The organism is Mycobacteroides sp. H003, assembly GCF_001440135.1.
In the GTDB taxonomy this organism is placed as follows: Bacteria; Actinomycetota; Actinomycetes; order Mycobacteriales; family Mycobacteriaceae; genus Mycobacterium; species Mycobacterium gwanakae.
Genome location: NZ_LJYL01000034.1, coordinates 385606 through 404885, shown reverse-complemented (window position 1 = coordinate 404885; position 19280 = coordinate 385606). Strand labels below are relative to the sequence as shown.

The 19280-nt window shown below is 64.4% G+C and carries 14 protein-coding genes; 10 read left to right on the top strand and 4 right to left on the bottom strand.

Features of this window, described 5'->3' with window-relative positions:
- Window positions 1-78 precede the first annotated feature (78 nt).
- The 3 genes from AOT87_RS22065 to AOT87_RS22055 form a co-directional block, all read right to left on the bottom strand.
- Window positions 79-1023, bottom strand: a complete 945-nt coding sequence (locus AOT87_RS22065; RefSeq protein WP_057967434.1) for an alpha/beta hydrolase — start codon at window positions 1021-1023, stop codon at window positions 79-81.
- A 1-nt stretch (window position 1024) separates the two neighbouring features.
- Window positions 1025-2329, bottom strand: coding sequence for an AarF/ABC1/UbiB kinase family protein (locus AOT87_RS22060; protein WP_081343346.1), 1305 nt, complete (start codon window positions 2327-2329; stop codon window positions 1025-1027).
- A gap of 107 nt (window positions 2330-2436) precedes the next feature.
- Window positions 2437-3396: an alpha/beta hydrolase gene (locus AOT87_RS22055; RefSeq protein WP_057967436.1), complete on the bottom strand. Its 960-nt coding sequence runs from the start codon at window positions 3394-3396 to the stop codon at window positions 2437-2439.
- 276 nt (window positions 3397-3672) lie between these two features.
- Here AOT87_RS22055 and rplJ point away from each other — a divergent pair, with 276 nt between their 5' ends.
- The 3 genes from rplJ (at window position 3673) to AOT87_RS22040 (ending at window position 5030) form a co-directional block, all read left to right on the top strand.
- Window positions 3673-4200, top strand: coding sequence for a 50S ribosomal protein L10 (rplJ, locus tag AOT87_RS22050; protein ID WP_030096639.1), 528 nt, complete (start codon window positions 3673-3675; stop codon window positions 4198-4200).
- A 62-nt stretch (window positions 4201-4262) separates the two neighbouring features.
- The gene (gene rplL / locus AOT87_RS22045; protein ID WP_057964799.1) at window positions 4263-4649 is read left to right on the top strand and encodes a 50S ribosomal protein L7/L12; all 387 of its coding nucleotides are present in this window, start codon (window positions 4263-4265) and stop codon (window positions 4647-4649) included.
- Between the two features lie 84 nt (window positions 4650-4733).
- Window positions 4734-5030, top strand: coding sequence for a hypothetical protein (locus AOT87_RS22040; protein WP_057967437.1), 297 nt, complete (start codon window positions 4734-4736; stop codon window positions 5028-5030).
- Here AOT87_RS22040 and AOT87_RS22035 read toward each other — a convergent pair.
- Window positions 5027-5782 (bottom strand): TetR/AcrR family transcriptional regulator, encoded by a 756-nt coding sequence (locus AOT87_RS22035; RefSeq protein WP_081343052.1) that lies wholly within the window; start codon window positions 5780-5782, stop codon window positions 5027-5029. The genes AOT87_RS22040 and AOT87_RS22035 overlap by 4 nt on opposite strands.
- A 49-nt stretch (window positions 5783-5831) precedes the next feature.
- Here AOT87_RS22035 and AOT87_RS22030 point away from each other — a divergent pair, with 49 nt between their 5' ends.
- The 7 genes from AOT87_RS22030 to AOT87_RS22000 all read left to right on the top strand — a co-directional run bounded on the left by AOT87_RS22030 (window position 5832) and on the right by AOT87_RS22000 (window position 19271).
- Window positions 5832-7325: a carotenoid oxygenase family protein gene (locus AOT87_RS22030; RefSeq protein WP_057967438.1), complete on the top strand. Its 1494-nt coding sequence runs from the start codon at window positions 5832-5834 to the stop codon at window positions 7323-7325.
- A gap of 4 nt (window positions 7326-7329) precedes the next feature.
- A complete protein-coding gene (locus tag AOT87_RS22025) occupies window positions 7330-7881 on the top strand; it encodes a nitroreductase family deazaflavin-dependent oxidoreductase (protein ID WP_057967439.1) in 552 nt (183 codons plus the stop codon).
- Window positions 7882-7932: 51 nt separating this feature from the next.
- Window positions 7933-8529, top strand: coding sequence for a DUF4126 domain-containing protein (locus AOT87_RS22020; protein ID WP_030096645.1), 597 nt, complete (start codon window positions 7933-7935; stop codon window positions 8527-8529).
- 81 nt (window positions 8530-8610) lie between these two features.
- The gene (locus tag AOT87_RS22015) at window positions 8611-9981 is read left to right on the top strand and encodes an MFS transporter (protein WP_057967440.1); all 1371 of its coding nucleotides are present in this window, start codon (window positions 8611-8613) and stop codon (window positions 9979-9981) included.
- A gap of 203 nt (window positions 9982-10184) precedes the next feature.
- Window positions 10185-11312: an ATP-binding cassette domain-containing protein gene (locus AOT87_RS22010; RefSeq protein ID WP_057967513.1), complete on the top strand. Its 1128-nt coding sequence runs from the start codon at window positions 10185-10187 to the stop codon at window positions 11310-11312.
- A gap of 460 nt (window positions 11313-11772) precedes the next feature.
- A complete protein-coding gene (locus tag AOT87_RS22005; RefSeq protein ID WP_109394871.1) occupies window positions 11773-15288 on the top strand; it encodes a DNA-directed RNA polymerase subunit beta in 3516 nt (1171 codons plus the stop codon).
- 35 nt (window positions 15289-15323) lie between these two features.
- Window positions 15324-19271: a DNA-directed RNA polymerase subunit beta' gene (locus AOT87_RS22000; protein WP_030096649.1), complete on the top strand. Its 3948-nt coding sequence runs from the start codon at window positions 15324-15326 to the stop codon at window positions 19269-19271.
- Window positions 19272-19280: the final 9 nt, after the last annotated feature.

The following is a 19280-nucleotide window of genomic DNA, read 5'->3' as shown; positions in this document are numbered from 1 at the left end:
ATTGTTGCAGGTACAAGGGAAATGGGCATATTTAGCACGGGGTTTGATCTGCGCGAGATCGTTCCCTACGGGTGCTAATTAGCGACCCGCCGCCTCAGATTCCGTCTCGTCCTGCGCCGGTTCAGATCGGGCGAAGTTCTCGGTGAGCTTGGCGATGACGCGGCCCCACAGTGGTTCGGGCAGATCGTGGCCCATTCCGTCGATCAGCGCCAAACGTGCGCCGGGAATGGCCCGGGCGATGGCACGCGCGCCCGACGGACGCATCAGCTTGTCGGCCCTGCCGTGCAAAACCAGTGCGGGGGAGGTGATTCGGTTGTCGAAAGGTGCCAGGTTGCCGGTTCCCATGATCGCGGCGAACTGCCGGGCGAACCCCTTGGGGTAGTAGCTGCGATCGTAGTACTCGGCAGCGTGCAGATATGACTTTGCTTGCGACTGACGGTATTTCGGGCTGCCGATAGTCCGGCCCACCTGCACGCTGTTGGCGATGATCTCCTCGCGGGTGGCGCCGGCCGGCGGGGGTTTCAGCAACGCCATCAGCTGGCGTGGCCCGGGCGGGGGCAGGAAGGGCTGGTTGTTGCTCGACATGATGATGGTGACCGTCTGCGTCCGGTCGGGATGCTCGGCGGCGAAAACCTGGGCGATCATGCCGCCCATCGAGGCGCCCACGATGTGTGCCTGTTCGATGCCGAGATGATCGAGCAGACCGGCGGCGTCCGCCGCCATATCCACCAGGGTGTAGGCGGTATCGGTGATCTTCACGCCGGCAAGGAATTTCGCCATGGTCGGAATGAGTGCACCGCCCCCGGCACGTACCCCGTCAAGCTTGGTGGACAGACCGCAGTCGCGATTGTCGAAGCGAATGACACGGTAACCCTGGCCGGCGAGCTGCTGGCAGAATTCGGTACGCCAGAAGACCATCTGCGCGCCGATGCCCATGATGAGAAGTACCGCGGGGTCGGCCGGATTGCCGAACTCCTCGAAACACAGTTCGATATCGCCGACCTTGGCGGTGCTGACTGTCATCTCAGATATCTCCCTCGCGGTTGTGCTCACGGCTGATATCGACAATGAAATTGCCGAAGTAGCCCTTGAGCTCCGGGTCTTCCATCATCTGCCAGCGCGGCGCCAGCAGCTTCATGTACCGCTCGACGTACAGGAATTGCTTGCCGATGAGCACCAACTCGCGGGGAAGTTTCACGTCGTACTGCTCGGCGAGTGCCGACAGTTGCTTGCCGATCTCCGAATATGACATGTCGCCAAGGGATTTCATCGTGAGCGGGGTAGTGAAGGCCTGGATGTCCCGGGTGCCCTTGTCGGCGTCGCCGGGATTGCCGACGGCGCCCAACAGCACCACGATCTTGCCCGCGGCGCGATGATCCTTCTTGACAAGCAGCGCGTGAATCAGCTCGCGCAACAGCCAGCGGGTCCGTGGGTCGATGAAGCCGACGATGCCGAAGTCCAGGAACACGATCCGGCCCTCGTTGTCCACCAGAAGATTTCCCGCATGCAGGTCGCCATGGAACAAGCCCTGACGCAGTCCGGACTCGAACACCGAGAACAACAGCGACTTCACCAGTTCGGTGCCGTCGAATCCCGCCTTCCGAATGGCCGGGGCGTCGTCGATGCGGATGCCGTGCACCCGCTCCATGGTGAGCACTCTGGAGGTTGTGTAATGCCAGTGCACATCCGGCACCCGGATGTTCTTGCCGAGCGACGAGGTGTGCAGGTGCTCCACCCAGGTCTGCATGGCCTGGCCCTCGGCGAGAAAGTCCAGCTCCTCGGACAGGTTTCCGGAGAAATCGTCCACCACATCGCGGGCCGAGAGCATCCGGCCCACCTTGCCCAGTTCCAGCAGGGCCGCGCCGCGTTTCATGATCTGCAGGTCGGCGGCCACCCGGCGCCGGATTCCCGGGCGCTGGATCTTGACCACCACGTCCTCACCGGAATGCAGTGTTGCGTAATGCACCTGGGCGATCGACGCGGATGCGAACGGTTCGGTGTCAAAGCTGGCGAAGAGCTTTTCGGGTTCATCTCCGAGCTCGGAGATGATGAGTTCACGGACCTGGACGGAATCGGCGGGTGGCACGCGGTCCAGCAGCCCGCGGAATTCACGAGAGAGCGGCTCGCCGAACGCGCCCGGGCTGGACGCGATGATCTGGCCGAGCTTGACGTACGTGGGGCCGAGGTCGGAGAAGGTCTGCGGAAGCTCGGCGATGAGCTTCTGCTCGAGGCTGCCCTTTTTGGTGATCTTGCCCAGTACTCGCCCCGCGGTACGGGCGACCTGCCAGCCGGTCGTGCCCAGCCGCGCGGCTTCGGAGAGCAACGTCACGCGCCCGAGCGGCGCAACCTGACGTCCACGGCCTTCACCTACGTTCCGGCCGGAACGCTCTTGGGCAGTCATGAAATGCAAGTGTGCCGCATCATGGCCGTGCAGCCCTAGTCAGTCCTGCACGCGGTCCCCCGCGAGCGGGAGGCGCCCCGGTCAAAAGTTGCCAACAACTCTGAGGTCACCGGCTCCCACACCGGCTCAGGCAGATCGTGGCCCATGCCTTCGATGAGCGCGAATCGTGAGTTCCTGATGTTCTTGGCCACCACCCGGCCGTTCTGATACGGCACCAGTGGGTCGTTTCGGCCATGGATGACCACCGTCGGAGCGGTGATGGCCCGTGTGAACCGCAGCAGGCTGCCGGTACCCAAAATGGCGTCGAATTGACGCACGGTGCCCACCTTGTAGTCACTGCGGGCCCTGTGGGCGAGGATGCGCTGCCGCAGCTCCTCGCGGGAGGGCAGGTTGTCGGGCCCGTTGTAGACGATGCCGTTGTTCACCTCGAACTCGAGCCATTCCTCGGCGGTCGCGTTCTTACCGGGGGCGGTCATGGCCGTTTTGATCAGTTCCCAGGACGGCAGTCGGGAGAACGGCCGGCCGGTCGCCGAATAGATGATGCCGACGGAATTGACGCGCTCGGGGTAAGTGCCCGCGAAGACCTGCACGATCATGCCGCCCATCGACGCGCCCGCGATATGCACCGTGTCCAGTTCAAGGTGGTCGACGAGGGTGCGGACGTCCTCGGCCATGTCGATCAGGGTGTACGGCACCTCGCTGCCCAGGCCGAAGGCATAGCGCACGACCCGGCGCTGAACCGATCCCGGCGCTTTGTGGCCATCGAGTTTCGTCGACAGCCCGCAGTCGCGATTGTCGAAACGGATGACCCGATAGCCACGGTCGAGGAGCTGCCGGCAGAATCCGTCCGGCCACATCGGGAGCTGCGCCGCGACTCCCATCACCAGGATCACCGCCGGATCGGCGGGGTTCCCCAGGTCTTCGTAGAAGAGCTCGATATCGCCGTTACGTGCGACGCCTGTTCGGGTGGGCACTTCGGAGGACAGCGGCACCATTCCTGGATACCACGCCGTTTTGGATGATCGCCCTCATCTGCGGTAATCTGGGCCAGCTCCACCGAAGACCGTCGGTCACCTCTTATGAGGTTGAAGGTCCAGGACTCGTCCTGGCGGCCCACGCAGGAGGACGAGGTTAAACCCGCGGACCAAAAGTCCGCGGATTTTTACGCCCCGACCTGTCTGCGTCGGGGCGTTCGTCATTTGAGACGCCTTCTCGATCTTGGACCGTCTTGTCTTAGGTGCAGCGACCGAAACGAGATGAGGAGGCAATACATGGCCAAGACTGAAAAGGTCACCGCCGTTGCCGAGATCACCGAGCAGTTCAAGGATTCGACTGCGACCGTGATCACCGAGTACCGCGGCCTGTCGGTGTCCGCTCTGGCCACCCTGCGTCGCTCTCTCGGAGCTTCCGCCACCTACTCCGTCGCCAAGAACACGCTGGTCAAGCGTGCGGCTTCGGAAGCTGGCGTGGAGGGCCTGGACGAACTGTTCACCGGCCCAACGGCAATCGCGTTCATCAAGGGCGAGCCCGTGGACGCTGCGAAGGCCATCAAGACCTTCGCGAAAGACAACAAGGCCCTGATCATCAAGGGCGGCTACATGGATGGCCGCGCCTTGTCAGTTGCCGAGGTTGAGCGCATCGCCGATCTGGAATCGCGCGAGGTGCTGCTGGCCAAGCTGGCCGGCGCGATGAAGGGCAACCTGGCCAAGGCCGCCGGGCTGTTCAACGCCCCGGCGTCCCAGGTTGCACGCCTGGCCGCCGCCCTGCAGGAAAAGAAGGCCAGCGAAGAGGCCGCGTAAAGCGCCCCTTCATACGCCAGTACCAACCAAACCTGTTGTAAATCAAGGAAGGAACCAACATCATGGCAAAGCTGAGCACCGAGGAACTGATCGATGCTTTCAAGGAGCTGACGCTGCTTGAGCTGTCCGAGTTCGTCAAGACCTTCGAAGAGGTCTTCGAGGTCACCGCTGCCGCTCCGGTCGCCGTCGCCGCCGTCGGTGGCGCTGCCCCGGCCGCCGAGGCTGCCGAAGAGCAGAGCGAGTTCGACGTCATCCTGGAGAGCGCCGGCGACAAGAAGATCGGCGTTATCAAGGTTGTGCGCGAGATCGTCTCCGGCCTGGGCCTGAAGGAAGCCAAGGACCTGGTCGACAGCGCCCCCAAGCCGCTGCTCGAGAAGGTTGCCAAAGAGGCCGCCGAGGACGCCAAGGCCAAGCTCGAGGCCGCCGGCGCGACGATCACCGTCAAGTAGTTCGCAGTACGTTTCGGATCCCGGCCCCTGGGAGTCTTCGGACTTCCAGGGGCCGGTTTCGTTTTCAGCCCGCACACTCGGGGTGTGGCCGTCTACCTGCTGATCGCCCTGGGCGCTCTGTTGCTGCTCCTGATGGTGGTTCGTGTCCGGCGTCGACGTGCGCCGGAGGCGCCCGCACCCGCACCACGAACGACGGTGCGCACCGATGACGACCGGCGCAGGCAGCTGCTGGCGCGTCTGGCCTGGGATATGCGCGCTCCAGCGGCAAGGGCCGTCCGCACCGTGGCCGCGCTGCGGGACACCGCGGCGTCGTTTCCGGCGCCGTCCGCAATCCCGACGCCCGAGAGGGAACCGGATGAGGTGTCCTGGGCGCCCCTCTAGATCAGTGCGGCAATCCGGGTGGCGGCGGCAGCGGCCGAGCTGTTCACCCGTTCGGGGGAGTCGCCCAGCGCGACAAGCAGATCCGTGGTCATGGAGCCCAGCACAGGGCCAACGGCTTCACCGTTCTCGCCCCAGAACCCGGCCAGCTCCAGCATGACGAACCCGTGCATGACGGTCCAGAATTTGGCGGCGGTCGCGGCGACCTTCGCGGCATCGTCGGGGGAGCCGACGATCCGGCCTGCGGCCATTGAACGTTGCACGCTGCGATAGAGCTGCGTCGCGCTGGCGTGCTGCGGTGTCAGGTGCACGGTGTTGAACATGTTCCGGCTGGGCGCGTTGATGCCGTGCGCGCTGGTGACACCGAACATCAGCCGATACATGTGGGGGTGGTCGATGGCGAACTGGCGGTAGACCATGCCCGTCACCATGAAATCGGCGATGGGATCGTCGGTCTGGGGTACGTCAGCCTGCGCGCCGGAGAACTGACGCAGCCCTTCCTCGGCCACCTCCGCGATGAGCTCGCGCATGCCGCCGAAGTAGGTGTAGACCGCCATGGTGGAGGTGCCGGCGGCCGCGGCGATCTTCCGGGTCTGCAGTGCATCGGGCCCCTGTTCGTTCAGAAGCTGAACGGCCGCTGCGACGAGATCGACCCGGGGGTTACGGGCGACGGCCCGGTCGTTTCCCTGACTGTTACGCGGAATAGATGAGCTCATTGTCTTGCCATGTTCGCACAACGGGAGTACGTTCACCATAACGGCGTAATAACGATGTTATGCCAGCCAGTCAGCCCTGGAGGACACGATGACCGCCACAGTCCAGCCCACCGCCACCGAGAGTGTGTATCTGACCGGAGTCTGGGAACCGGTTCAGCAGGAAGTGACCAGTACCGACCTGTTGGTCGAGGGGACCATTCCGGACTATCTGGACGGGCGCTACCTGCGCAACGGCCCCAATCCCGCCGCCGAGGTGGACCCCGCGACCTATCACCTGTTCAGCGGCGATGCGATGGTGCACGGCCTGTCGCTCCGGGATGGGAAGGCGCAGTGGTATCGCAACCGCTGGGTGCGTACCGCCGCGGTACGCAAGGCCCTCGGTGAGCCGACGATCGCTACCGGCAGCTCGGCCGGCACATCGTTGATCGGGCCCAACACCAATGCGCTCAGTCATGCGGGCCGCACGCTGGCGTTGGTGGAGGGTGGTATCGCCAACTACGAGCTCAACGACGAGCTCGACACGGTGGGGCCCTGTGACTTCCAGGGGACTCTGCACGGTGGCTACACCGCGCACCCGAAGATCGATCCCGACACCGGCGAAATGCATGCAGTGTCATACTCTTTCGCTCGCGGCAACACCGTTCAATACTCGGTTATCGACACCTCGGGACGGGCCCGCCGTACGGTCGACGTCAAGGTCCAGGGTTCCCCGATGATGCACGACTTCACGCTCACCGAGAAGTACGTCGTCTTCTACGACCTGCCGGTCACCCTCGATACCGCGATGATCACCAAGTCGGTACCGATGCCGCCGATTCTGCGTAAGCCCGCCCAGCTGGTCATGCAATCCCTGATCGGCAAGATCAAGATCCCGGGTCCGATCGCAGCCAGGGCAAGTCAACTGTCCGGTAAGTCTCCCTCCATTCCCTACTCGTGGAATCCCAAGTACCCGGCCAGAATTGGTGTGATGCCGCGTGAGGGCGGCAATGCGGACGTGCGCTGGTTCGAGATCGAGCCGTGCTACGTCTTCCACCCGCTCAACGGGTACTCCGAGATACGTGACGGTCAGGAAGTTGTGGTGATCGATTTGGTCCGCTACGACTCCATGTTCTCCGCCGATGTACTCGGCCCCAGTGATGCGCGTGGGCTGCTGGACCGTTGGGTCATCAACCTGACCAAGGGCACCGTCACCATGGAACGCCGAGATGATCGCCACCTCGAGTTCCCCCGCATCAACGAGGAGCTGACCGGAAAGAAGCACCGCTACGGGTACCTGCCCTGCATCGCGGGGGCATTCGAGTCCGACGGCAAGGTAGACGGCAGCCTGGTCAAGTTCGATTACCAGACGGGTACCGACATCCGGACCACCCTTGATTCTCTTGCGTTAGGTGAGATGTCGTTTGTGCCGAATCCGTCGGGAACCGCTGAGGACGACGGTGTGCTCGTCGGGTTTGGTCTGAGCGCCGGGACGTCGCAGGGCAAGTTCGTGGTCCTGGACGCACAGACGCTGGAACTCGCGGCGACGGTGGACCTGCCGCAGCGTGTTCCGGCAGGCTTCCACGGCAACTGGGCTCCCCGCTGAGATCATGAACGGTCCGCTGCCGGAATCGTTGCGTTACACGGACGGGCGGTACGTCTTCGAGCGAAGGCCGGGGCTGGACACGACCAAGGCACCGCTGGCTGAGCGCCGTCGGTTCGCCGGCGCGCTCCATGCGTTGCACCGGCCATGGTTCGCGATCCGAGTACCGCGCGGCGTGGGCGTCCTGACCACCATCGGGCGAAAGTCAGGGAGCCCACGCGTTACCTATGTCAAAGCGATTCGCGACGGGAACAGGGCCTACTTGGCTGCGATTACCGGCCGGCACACCCTGTGGGTCAAGAACATTCAGGTCAACCCGTCGGTGAGTCTGCGGCTCACCGACGGGACGTACACCGGAGCCGCTCGGGTTATAGCGCCCGGCGATCCGGCGTACGAGGCGGCTCACGAGCGATTCTGTGGTGTCGTACACCCCTTCGACTACCTCGAGAATGTGTTTCACCGCAAGGGGTTGCCATCGCGCCGCAAGATTGTCGAATTGCATCGCGCCTGGTTCGAGGGTGGGACGCCACTGGTTGTCGAACTCGACACACGAGCGTGACGGCGCCGGGAAATCGCACCTGAAACCGCGTGACGGCGTCACACTCGTGACATGGAGATCACCTCGGCCATCAGTGCCATCCTCGGGGCATTCGGGCTCTCGGGTGCTGCCGGGCTGAATGCCTGGTTGCCGCTGCTCGCGGTCGGCGCCGCTGACAGGCTCGGGTGGATCGAACTCGGCCCGTCATACGGCTGGCTGTCCTCCACCCCGGCGCTCATCGTCCTCGCGGTGATCTTTGTGCTCGATCTCATAGGCGACAAGATTCCGGCCCTGGACTCGGTCCTGCATGCGGTCGGCACCTTCATCGCGCCGGCGTCGGGGGCCATTTTGTTCACCGCCGAGACAAGCCTTTCCTCACACCTGCCACCCGCGGTGGCCGCGATACTCGGGGCCATCACCGCCGGCAGCGTCCACGCCAGCCGGACAGTCGCACGCCCCTTCGTCACCGGCACCACTGCGGGCGTGGGGAATCCACTGGTCTCGACCGCCGAGGACGGCACCTCGCTGGTCTTGACCATCCTTGCCCTGGCACTGCCGATTCTCGCGTTTGTCGTGGTGCTGGTGCTCATGGTCGCGCTCGGCTGGTTGACCTTCCGGGCGATTCGATGGGCGCGCGGCAAGCGCAGAACCGGCACCGCCAGCCCGTAGGTAGCCCTTGCGATAACGGCTATCGCAGGACGAATGTGGCTGGGGCTCATAGAGTGATGGGGACGAGAGAATGAAGGTGACATGAATCTGGCCGTTCGGCACGTCTTTATCGCTTGCGCCGCACTACTCGTAGCGCGGCTGACCATGCTGGACCACGGTCTGGCGGCGGTGTGGGGAGTAGACCGGGGTGACGATGCCCTCGGCACGATCGAGTGGGCGACCGTCGCGGGTGACGTCGTGGCAGTGGTGACATTGCTTGTGTTCGCCCGGCTGGGCAATCACATTCGCCCGACGACCTTCCTGGCTGCGGGCCTGGTGATCCTTGGGCTGTCGACAGCCGGATCGTTGATACCGGGGTCGGCGACGCTACTCGCCTGGGTGATGCTGGTTTCGGCACTGGGTGCGGGTCTGACCATGGTGGCGTCCATGCTGATCGTCCTGCATTCGACCCCCAGAAAGGGCCGAGGTCTGTCTCTGGGCTTCTGGGTGGCGATGTACCCGGTGGCGATGCTGGCGGGCGAGGTCCTGGACATCAACTCGCCGCAGAACTGGCGCCCGATCACCTACGGAATTCTTGCGGCAACCGTCGTGGTGCTGATCGTGGTGCTCACCCAGCCGCACCGTGAGTTCGTCGGTACCTTCGACACCTTTGACCTCGTCGGCGCCCTGCTGTGGCTGGTCGGGGTGTCCGCGCTGGCCTGGCTGCTGATCGACGAGGCGTCGCCGGTGCGCGCGGTAATCCTCGCGATCATCGCGTTGGCAGCCTTCGGTGCGCTCTTCGCGCAGACCCGCCGCCGCGGCTCGGCGGCCTTGATTGCGGCCGAGGTGCTCACCCGGCCGGTGGTGCTGGCAGCACTGCTGGCGATCACCGTGCTCACGTTCCTGGTGCGGTTCGCCGACTTCGACCACGCGGCGATGTGGTGGTCGCTCGATCGTGAGCAGGCGCCTTCGGATACGCCGGCGTTCGCACTCTTTGCCTCCGGACTGGTCTTGGCACCGGCTGCCGGATATCTCATCGATACGGGCAAGCGCACCCTCGTCGCGGCCCTGGGCGTGGCGCTGCTGGTGGCCGGAGTGGTGGCGATCGTGATCGAACTGCGGTCCGCGACCACCGAGGGAGGATTGGTGCTGGGCCTGCTGCTGTCGGGGGCCGGTATCGCGACGCTGGCCGTCTACCTCTTCCACGCGGTCTTCCACGGGGTCTCGCCGGTGCAACTGACCGTGGTCGGAGGCTTGGCCGTCACGGCATCCGCGCTGGGGGCCGTTCTCGGTGAGTTCGTTCGGCAGCGTGCGGAGATCGATCTGCTGACCGGATACGGCCTCACCCATCCAAGCGTCTTCGCCGATATCGTCGGTCTGATCGTCGTGCTCATCGCCCTGCTGGCCGGGGCGCTGCTCATCGTGGAGCGTCGGCGCCATGGCGTGGCGGACAGGGAGTCCGCGGACACGTAGTCGGCAAGGCCTCGAGGACGGACTCGCGCGTGATCCAGGCGCAGCGCGTACTAAACGCGTAGTGGCTGGTTATCACAGTTAGCCAGTCGACGGACTCGTATGGACACAAACGCGATGCAGCTCCTGGGCATACGCTAAAGTGATCCGAACCACAGCCTGGCCGGGTTGGTGGTGAAGTGTGCGTGTTGCGGAAGGATCGCCTGGTGGGTGCAGAAGTCTCCGTTGAGGGTTTGACCAAGTCCTTTGGTTCACAACGAATCTGGGAGAACGTCACCTTGTCCCTGCCGCCGGGTGAGGTCAGCGTGCTGCTGGGGCCCTCCGGTACCGGTAAGTCGGTCTTCCTGAAGTCGCTGATCGGTCTGCTGCGCCCCGAGCAGGGCGCCATCTACATCGACGGCACCAACATCATGGAGTGCTCCTCCAAGGAGCTCTACGAGATCCGCAAGCTGTTCGGCGTGATGTTCCAGGACGGCGCGCTGTTCGGCTCGATGAACCTGTACGACAACACCGCCTTCCCCTTGCGTGAGCACACCAAGAAGAAGGAATCCGAGATCCGCGACATCGTCATGCAGAAGCTTGACGTGGTGGGTCTTACCGGCCACGAGACCAAGTTCCCCGGCGAGATCTCCGGCGGTATGCGCAAGCGTGCCGGCCTGGCCCGCTCGCTGGTGCTGGACCCGCAGATCATCCTCTGTGACGAGCCGGACTCCGGGCTGGACCCGGTGCGTACCGCCTACCTGAGCCAGCTGCTCATCGACATCAATGCGCAGATCGACGCCACCATCCTGATCGTGACGCACAACATCAACATCGCCCGTACGGTGCCGGACAACATGGGCATGCTGTACCGCCGTCAGCTCGTCATGTTCGGCCCCCGTGAGGTGCTGTTGACCAGCGATGAGCCGGTGATCAAGCAGTTCCTGAACGGCCGCCGTATCGGTCCGATCGGTATGTCCGAGGAGAAGGACGAGGCCACCATGGCCGAGGAGCAGGCGCACCTCGATGCCGGACACCATGACGGTGGTGTCGAGGAGATCGAAGGCGTGCCGCCTCAGATCCAGGCCACGCCGGGTATGCCCGAGCGGGCCGCGGTCGGGCGTCGCCAGGCCCGGGTGCGCGAGATCATGCACCAGCTGCCGCCCAACGCGCAGGCCGCGATCCAGGACAGCTTCGCCGGCACCCACCAGTTTCGTGTGCACGACTTCGGTGACGAGCCCACCGGTGTCACCACCGCCACGCTGGCGCCGCCGCACGCCGAGCCGTCCACCCAGGCCATCGACACGAGCGACGACGACGCTCCCACGGGCCAGATCCCGCCCGTACGCGGGTAGTAGCAACCCGGCGAATGGCCGGGTTGATCGAGTGAGTGCGCCGTTGAGCGGGGGAGACCGCGACGGCCACATCGTGGTGGTGCGAGGCAGGCCGCCCACGTGACACCGACGTCGTTGCCGAGGGCATACCGCATGCAGGTCATCACGGTCATTTGCCTGCGCCCGGTATGCGCTCGGCGTTGCGGAGAAAGAAACGCCGAAAATACTGGCGCTATCTCTTGACGGGCGGCGTGCGACGAGTCACTCTGTTTGGCAGCACGGACGTATGCGAATGCAGTGAGGCCGCCAGCCAGCACTGATCCGCGTAATTGACCGGGCAGTTGAAGGCTGCGCGATAGTACGCTATTGTTAGACGTTGCGCTGGCTGCCTCCTGCCCACCTTCCCTCGCCACGACGGTGTTCATTCGTGTTGTGATCGATCGGGTGTGTGTTCGGTCGTTGCTTGCGCAAAACATCGCAGATGCGCGGCAACACTGGAGGACCGATCTTGGCAGTCTCTCGCCAGACTAAGACCGATAACGCAACTACTAACTCCGTACCTGGGGCGCCCAGCCGACTTTCCTTCGCCAAGCTGCGTGAACCGCTCGCGGTTCCCGGCCTGCTGGATGTGCAGACGGAGTCCTTTGAATGGCTGGTTGGCTCACCCCGCTGGCGTGAGGTTGCGACTGCTCGCGGTGAGGTGAACCCGACCGGCGGCCTTGAGGAGATCCTCACGGAGCTTTCGCCGATCGAGGACTTCTCGGGCTCGATGTCGCTGTCCTTCAGCGACCCGCGCTTCGACGAGGTCAAGGCACCCGTCGACGAGTGCAAAGACAAGGACATGACGTACGCGGCTCCGCTGTTCGTCACGGCCGAGTTCATCAACAACAACACCGGCGAGATCAAGAGCCAGACGGTCTTCATGGGTGACTTCCCGATGATGACCGACATGGGCACCTTCATCATCAACGGCACCGAGCGCGTGGTCGTGTCGCAGCTCGTCCGTTCGCCCGGCGTCTACTTCGACGAGAACATCGACAAGTCGACCGAGAAGACCCTGCACAGCGTCAAGGTCATCCCCGGCCGTGGTGCATGGCTCGAGTTCGATGTCGACAAGCGCGACACCGTGGGTGTGCGCATCGATCGCAAGCGTCGTCAGCCCGTCACCGTGCTGCTGAAGGCACTCGGCTGGACCAATGAGCAGATCGTCGAGCGTTTCGGGTTCTCCGAGATCATGATGGGGACCCTGGAGAAGGACAACATCGCCGGTCCCGACGAGGCCCTGCTGGACATCTACCGCAAGCTGCGTCCGGGCGAGCCGCCGACCAAGGAGTCCGCGCAGGCGCTGCTGGAGAACCTGTTCTTCAAGGAGAAGCGTTACGACCTGGCCCGCGTGGGCCGGTACAAGGTGAACAAGAAGCTGGGTCTTGGCGGTGCCAACCCGGCCCTGGTGACTGCCACCACGCTCACCGAGGAAGACGTCGTCGCCACCATCGAGTACCTGGTGCGTCTGCACGAGGGCCAGACCACGATGACCGCCCCCGGCGGCCTCGAGGTCCCGGTCGAGGTCGACGACATCGACCACTTCGGTAACCGTCGTCTGCGTACCGTCGGCGAGCTGATCCAGAACCAGATCCGGGTCGGCCTGTCGCGTATGGAGCGCGTCGTGCGTGAGCGCATGACCACTCAGGACGTCGAGGCGATCACCCCGCAGACCCTGATCAACATCCGTCCCGTCGTGGCGGCGATCAAGGAGTTCTTCGGAACCAGCCAGCTGTCGCAGTTCATGGACCAGAACAACCCGCTGTCGGGTCTGACCCACAAGCGTCGTCTTTCGGCGCTGGGCCCCGGTGGTCTGACCCGTGACCGCGCCGGCCTTGAGGTCCGCGACGTGCACCCCTCGCACTACGGCCGCATGTGCCCGATCGAGACCCCGGAAGGCCCGAACATCGGCCTGATCGGTTCGCTGTCGGTGTACGCGCGGGTCAACCCGTTCGGCTTCATCGAGACGCCGTACCGCAAGGTGTCCGAGGGTGTCGTCACCGACGAGATCCACTACCTGACCGCCGACGAAGAGGACCGCCACGTCGTGGCACAGGCCAACTCGCCTGTGGATGCCGACGGCCGCTTCACCGAGGACAAGATCCTGGTCCGCCGTAAGGGTGGCGAGGTCGAGTTCGTCTCGGCGACCGAGGTGGACTACATGGACGTCTCGCCGCGCCAAATGGTGTCGGTCGCGACCGCCATGATCCCGTTCCTCGAGCACGACGACGCCAACCGTGCCCTCATGGGTGCCAACATGCAGCGCCAGGCGGTTCCGCTGGTGCGCAGCGAGGCCCCGCTGGTCGGTACCGGTATGGAGCTGCGTGCCGCCATCGACGCCGGCGACGTCGTCGTCGCGGAGAAGGCCGGTGTCATCGAAGAGGTGTCCGCCGACTACGTCACCGTGATGGCCGACGACGGCACCCGTCAGAGCTACCGGTTGCGCAAGTTCGCCCGTTCCAACCACGGCACCTGCGCCAACCAGAAGCCCATCGTGGACGAAGGCCAGCGGGTCGAGGTCGGTCAGGTCATCGCCGACGGTCCTTGCACCGAGAACGGCGAAATGGCCCTCGGTAAGAACCTGCTCGTGGCTGTCATGCCGTGGGAAGGCCACAACTACGAGGACGCCATCATCCTGTCCAACCGTCTGGTGGAAGAGGACGTGCTCACCTCGATTCACATCGAAGAGCACGAAATCGATGCGCGCGACACCAAGCTGGGCGCTGAGGAGATCACCCGGGACATCCCGAACGTCTCCGATGAGGTGCTGGCAGATCTCGACGAGCGCGGCATCGTTCGCATCGGCGCCGAGGTCCGCGACGGCGACATCCTCGTCGGCAAGGTCACCCCGAAGGGTGAAACCGAGCTGACGCCCGAGGAGCGCCTGCTGCGTGCCATCTTCGGTGAGAAGGCCCGCGAGGTTCGCGACACCTCCCTCAAGGTGCCGCACGGTGAGTCCGGAAAGGTCATCGGCATCCGCGTCTTCTCGCGTGATGACGACGACGACCTGCCCGCCGGCGTGAACGAGCTCGTTCGCGTGTACGTCGCGCAGAAGCGCAAGATCTCCGACGGTGACAAGCTGGCCGGACGCCACGGCAACAAGGGCGTCATCGGCAAGATCCTGCCCGTCGAGGACATGCCGTTCCTGCCCGATGGCACCCCGGTGGACATCATCCTGAACACCCACGGTGTGCCGCGTCGTATGAACATCGGCCAGATCCTGGAGACCCACCTGGGGTGGGTGGCCAAGACCGGCTGGAACATCGAGGGCAACCCCGAATGGGCGCAGAACCTCCCCGAGGATCTGCAGTCGGCCCCGGCCGACACCCGCACGGCCACCCCGGTGTTCGACGGCGCCCGCGAGGAGGAGCTGACCGGACTGCTGTCCTCGACGTTGCCCAACCGGGACGGCGAGGTCATGGTGGACGGTGACGGCAAGGCACGGCTGTTCGACGGCCGTAGCGGTGAGCCGTTCCCGTACCCGGTGACCGTCGGCTACATGTACATCCTGAAGCTGCACCACTTGGTCGACGACAAGATTCACGCGCGTTCGACCGGGCCGTACTCGATGATCACCCAGCAGCCGCTCGGTGGTAAGGCGCAGTTCGGTGGTCAGCGATTCGGTGAGATGGAGTGCTGGGCCATGCAGGCCTACGGTGCGGCATACACGCTGCAGGAGCTGTTGACCATCAAGTCCGACGACACCGTCGGTCGCGTGAAGGTCTACGAGGCGATCGTCAAGGGCGAGAACATCCCCGAGCCGGGTATCCCGGAGTCGTTCAAGGTTCTGCTCAAGGAACTCCAGTCGCTGTGCCTGAACGTGGAGGTGCTGTCCAAGGACGGCGCTGCCATCGAAATGCGCGACGGCGACGACGAGGACCTGGAGCGCGCTGCCGCGAACCTGGGAATCAACTTGTCCCGCAACGAATCTGCGTCCATTGAGGACTTCGCCTAACCGATTTCTATCCCGCAAGGGGAAAGGGAGTTTACGTGCTGGACGTCAACTTCTTCGATGAACTCCGTATCGGCCTCGCGTCGGCGGATGACATCCGTAACTGGTCCTTCGGCGAAGTCAAGAAGCCGGAGACCATCAACTACCGCACGCTCAAGCCCGAGAAGGACGGCCTGTTCTGCGAGAAGATCTTCGGACCTACTCGCGACTGGGAGTGCTACTGCGGCAAGTACAAGCGCGTGCGCTTCAAGGGCATCATCTGTGAGCGCTGCGGCGTCGAGGTGACTCGCGCCAAGGTGCGCCGTGAGCGGATGGGCCACATCGAACTGGCCGCCCCGGTCACGCACATCTGGTACTTCAAGGGTGTTCCGTCGCGTCTCGGATACCTGCTCGACCTGGCGCCGAAGGATCTGGAAAAGATCATCTACTTCGCCGCTTACGTCATCACCGCCGTCGACGACGAGCTGCGTCACAACGAGCTCTCGACGCTTGAGGCCGAGATGGAGGTCGAGAAGAAGGCTGTCGCCGATCAGCGCGACGCCGACCTGGAGGCCCGCGCCCAGAAGCTCGAGGCCGACCTGGCCGAGCTCGAGGCCGAGGGTGCCAAGTCCGATGTGCGCCGCAAGGTGCGTGACGGCGGCGAGCGCGAGATGCGCCAGCTGCGCGATCGGTCCCAGCGTGAGCTGGACCGGCTCGACGAGATCTGGACCACCTTCACCAAGCTGGCTCCCAAGCAGCTGATCGTGGACGAGGTGCTCTACCGCGAGCTGGTGGACCGTTACGGCGAGTACTTCACCGGTGCCATGGGTGCCGAGGCCGTGCAGAAGCTCATTCAGACCTTCGATCTCGATGCCGAGGCCGAGAACCTGCGCGAGACCATCCGCAGTGGCAAGGGGCAGAAGAAGCTTCGTGCCCTCAAGCGCCTGAAGGTGGTGGCTGCGTTCCAGAACTCCACCAACAGCCCCGGTGGCATGGTGCTCGACGCGGTACCGGTGATCCCGCCGGAGCTGCGTCCGATGGTTCAGCTCGACGGTGGCCGTTTCGCGACCTCTGACCTGAACGACCTGTACCGCCGCGTGATCAACCGCAACAACCGCCTCAAGCGACTGATCGATCTGGGTGCGCCCGAGATCATCGTCAACAACGAGAAGCGGATGCTGCAGGAGTCCGTGGATGCGCTGTTCGACAATGGCCGTCGTGGACGTCCGGTCACCGGACCGGGTAACCGTCCGCTGAAGTCGCTGTCGGATCTGCTCAAGGGTAAGCAGGGCCGGTTCCGCCAGAACCTGCTCGGTAAGCGCGTTGACTACTCGGGCCGTTCGGTCATCGTGGTCGGCCCGCAGCTCAAGCTGCACCAGTGCGGTCTGCCCAAGCTGATGGCTCTGGAGCTGTTCAAGCCGTTCGTGATGAAGCGTCTGGTCGACCTGAACCACGCGCAGAACATCAAGAGCGCCAAGCGCATGGTGGAGCGTCAGCGCGCTCAGGTGTGGGATGTCCTCGAAGAGGTCATCGCCGAGCACCCGGTGCTGCTGAACCGTGCACCAACGCTGCACCGCCTGGGTATCCAGGCCTTCGAGCCGCAGCTGGTGGAAGGCAAGGCAATTCAGCTGCACCCGCTGGTGTGTGAGGCGTTCAACGCCGACTTCGACGGTGACCAGATGGCCGTGCACCTGCCGCTGTCGGCGGAGGCGCAGGCCGAGGCTCGCATCCTGATGCTGTCCTCGAACAACATCCTGTCGCCCGCGTCGGGCCGCCCGCTGGCCATGCCGCGTCTGGACATGGTGACCGGTCTGTACTTCCTGACCACCGAGGTCCCCGGCGATACCGGTGCGCATGCCCCGGCCGCCAAGGACCAGCCGGAGACCGGTGTTTACAGCTCGCCCGCCGAGGCCATCATGGCCCTGGATCGTGGCGCGCTGAGCGTGCGTGCACCGATCCGGGTGCGGCTGACGCAGCAGCGTCCGCCGGCCGAGGTTGAGGCCGAGCTGTTCGAAAACGGTTGGCAGCCAGGCGATGCCTGGGTCGCCGAGACCACGCTGGGCCGCGTGCTGTTCAACGAACTGCTGCCCCACGGGTACCCGTTCGTGAACAAGCAGATGCACAAGAAGGTGCAGTCGGCGATCATCAACGACCTCGCCGAGCGGTTCCCGATGATCGTGGTTGCGCAGACCGTCGACAAGCTCAAGGACGCCGGTTTCCACTGGGCCACGCGTTCGGGTGTCACGGTCTCGATGGCCGACGTGCTGGTGCCGCCGCAGAAGGCGGAGATCCTGGACCGCTACGAGAAGGAAGCGGAGCGGATCGAAAAGCAGTACCAGCGTGGTGCTTTGAACAACCAGGAGCGTCGCGACGCGCTGGTCAAGATCTGGCAGGAAGCCACCGACGAGGTCGGTAAGGCGCTGGAGGAGCACTACCCGGCCGACAACCCGATCACCTTGCTGCCCAAGTCCGGCGCGACCGGCAACATGACCCAGGTGCGCAACCTGGCGGGCATGAAGGGTCTGGTGACCAACCCGAAGGGTGAGTACATCCCACGGCCGATCAAGTCCTCGTTCCGTGAGGGCCTGACCGTTCTGGAGTACTTCATCAACACGCACGGCGCCCGTAAGGGTCTGGCGGACACCGCGCTTCGCACCGCTGACTCGGGTTACCTGACCCGTCGTCTGGTGGACGTCTCGCAGGACGTCATCGTCCGCGAGCACGACTGCGGTACCGAGCGTGGTATCAACGTGACCATCGCCGAGAAGCAGGACGACGGCACGCTGATCCGAGACGCGCACATCGAAACCTCCGCGTACGCACGGACTCTGGCCGCAGACGCGGTGGATGCCGATGGCAACGTGCTGGTGGAGCGTGGACACGACCTGGGTGACCCGGCGATCGAGAAGCTTCTTGCCGCTGGCGTCACCACGGTCAAGGTGCGGTCGGTGCTCACCTGCACCACCGGTACCGGGGTCTGCGCGATGTGCTACGGCCGCTCGATGGCAACCGGCAAGCTCGTCGACATCGGTGAGGCGGCGGGCATCGTGGCCGCACAGTCCATCGGTGAGCCCGGTACCCAGCTGACCATGCGTACCTTCCACCAGGGTGGCGTCGGTGACGACATCACCGGTGGTCTGCCGCGTGTCACCGAGCTGTTCGAGGCGCGAGTTCCCAAGGGCAAGGCGCCAATTGCCGATGTCACCGGACGGGTTCGCCTGGAAGAGGGCGAGCGCTTCTACAAGATCACCATCATCCCGGATGACGGTGGCGAGGAAGTTGTCTACGACAAGCTCTCCAAGCGTCAGCGCCTGCGCGTCTTCAAGCACGAGGACGGTTCGGAGCGTCCGCTGGCCGATGGCGACCACGTCGAGGTCGGACAGCAGCTCATGGAGGGTGCGGCCGATCCGCACGAGGTGCTCCGTGTCATGGGCCCGCGTCAGGTGCAGGTGCACCTGGTCAACGAGGTCCAGGAGGTGTACCGCAGCCAGGGTGTGTCGATCCACGACAAGCACATCGAGGTCATCGTGCGCCAGATGCTGCGTCGCGTGACGATCATCGACTCGGGCGCAACGGAATTCCTGCCCGGCTCGCTCACCGAGCGTGGCGAGTTCGAGACCGCGAACCGTCGCGTGGTGGCCGAGGGCAACGAGCCCGCGGCCGGCCGTCCGGTGCTGATGGGTATCACCAAGGCATCGCTGGCCACCGACTCGTGGCTGTCGGCGGCGTCCTTCCAGGAGACCACTCGCGTGCTGACCGATGCGGCCATCAATTGCCGCAGCGACAGACTGAATGGTCTGAAGGAGAACGTCATCATCGGTAAGTTGATCCCGGCTGGTACCGGTATCAACCGTTACCGCAACATCTCGGTGCAACCGACCGAAGAGGCGCGGGCCGCCGCGTACACGATCCCGTCGTACGAGGATCAGTACTACAGCCCCGACTTCGGTTCCAACACCGGTGCTGCGGTGCCGCTGGACGACTACGGATACAGCGACTACCGCTAGATCGCAAGC

Excerpts from the sequence above, each read along its gene's own strand:
- AOT87_RS22015 (WP_057967440.1), top strand. The coding sequence starts at position 8,611 with ATGAATCTGGCCGTTCGGCACGTCTTTATCGCTTGCGCCGCACTACTC.
- AOT87_RS22005 (WP_109394871.1), top strand. The coding sequence starts at position 11,773 with ATGCGCGGCAACACTGGAGGACCGATCTTGGCAGTCTCTCGCCAGACT.
- AOT87_RS22065 (WP_057967434.1), bottom strand. The coding sequence starts at position 1,023 with ATGACAGTCAGCACCGCCAAGGTCGGCGATATCGAACTGTGTTTCGAG.
- AOT87_RS22030 (WP_057967438.1), top strand. The coding sequence starts at position 5,832 with ATGACCGCCACAGTCCAGCCCACCGCCACCGAGAGTGTGTATCTGACC.
- rplL (WP_057964799.1), top strand. The coding sequence starts at position 4,263 with ATGGCAAAGCTGAGCACCGAGGAACTGATCGATGCTTTCAAGGAGCTG.
- AOT87_RS22055 (WP_057967436.1), bottom strand. The coding sequence starts at position 3,396 with ATGGTGCCGCTGTCCTCCGAAGTGCCCACCCGAACAGGCGTCGCACGT.
- AOT87_RS22035 (WP_081343052.1), bottom strand. The coding sequence starts at position 5,782 with ATGGTGAACGTACTCCCGTTGTGCGAACATGGCAAGACAATGAGCTCA.
- AOT87_RS22025 (WP_057967439.1), top strand. The coding sequence starts at position 7,330 with ATGAACGGTCCGCTGCCGGAATCGTTGCGTTACACGGACGGGCGGTAC.
- rplJ (WP_030096639.1), top strand. The coding sequence starts at position 3,673 with ATGGCCAAGACTGAAAAGGTCACCGCCGTTGCCGAGATCACCGAGCAG.
- AOT87_RS22020 (WP_030096645.1), top strand. The coding sequence starts at position 7,933 with ATGGAGATCACCTCGGCCATCAGTGCCATCCTCGGGGCATTCGGGCTC.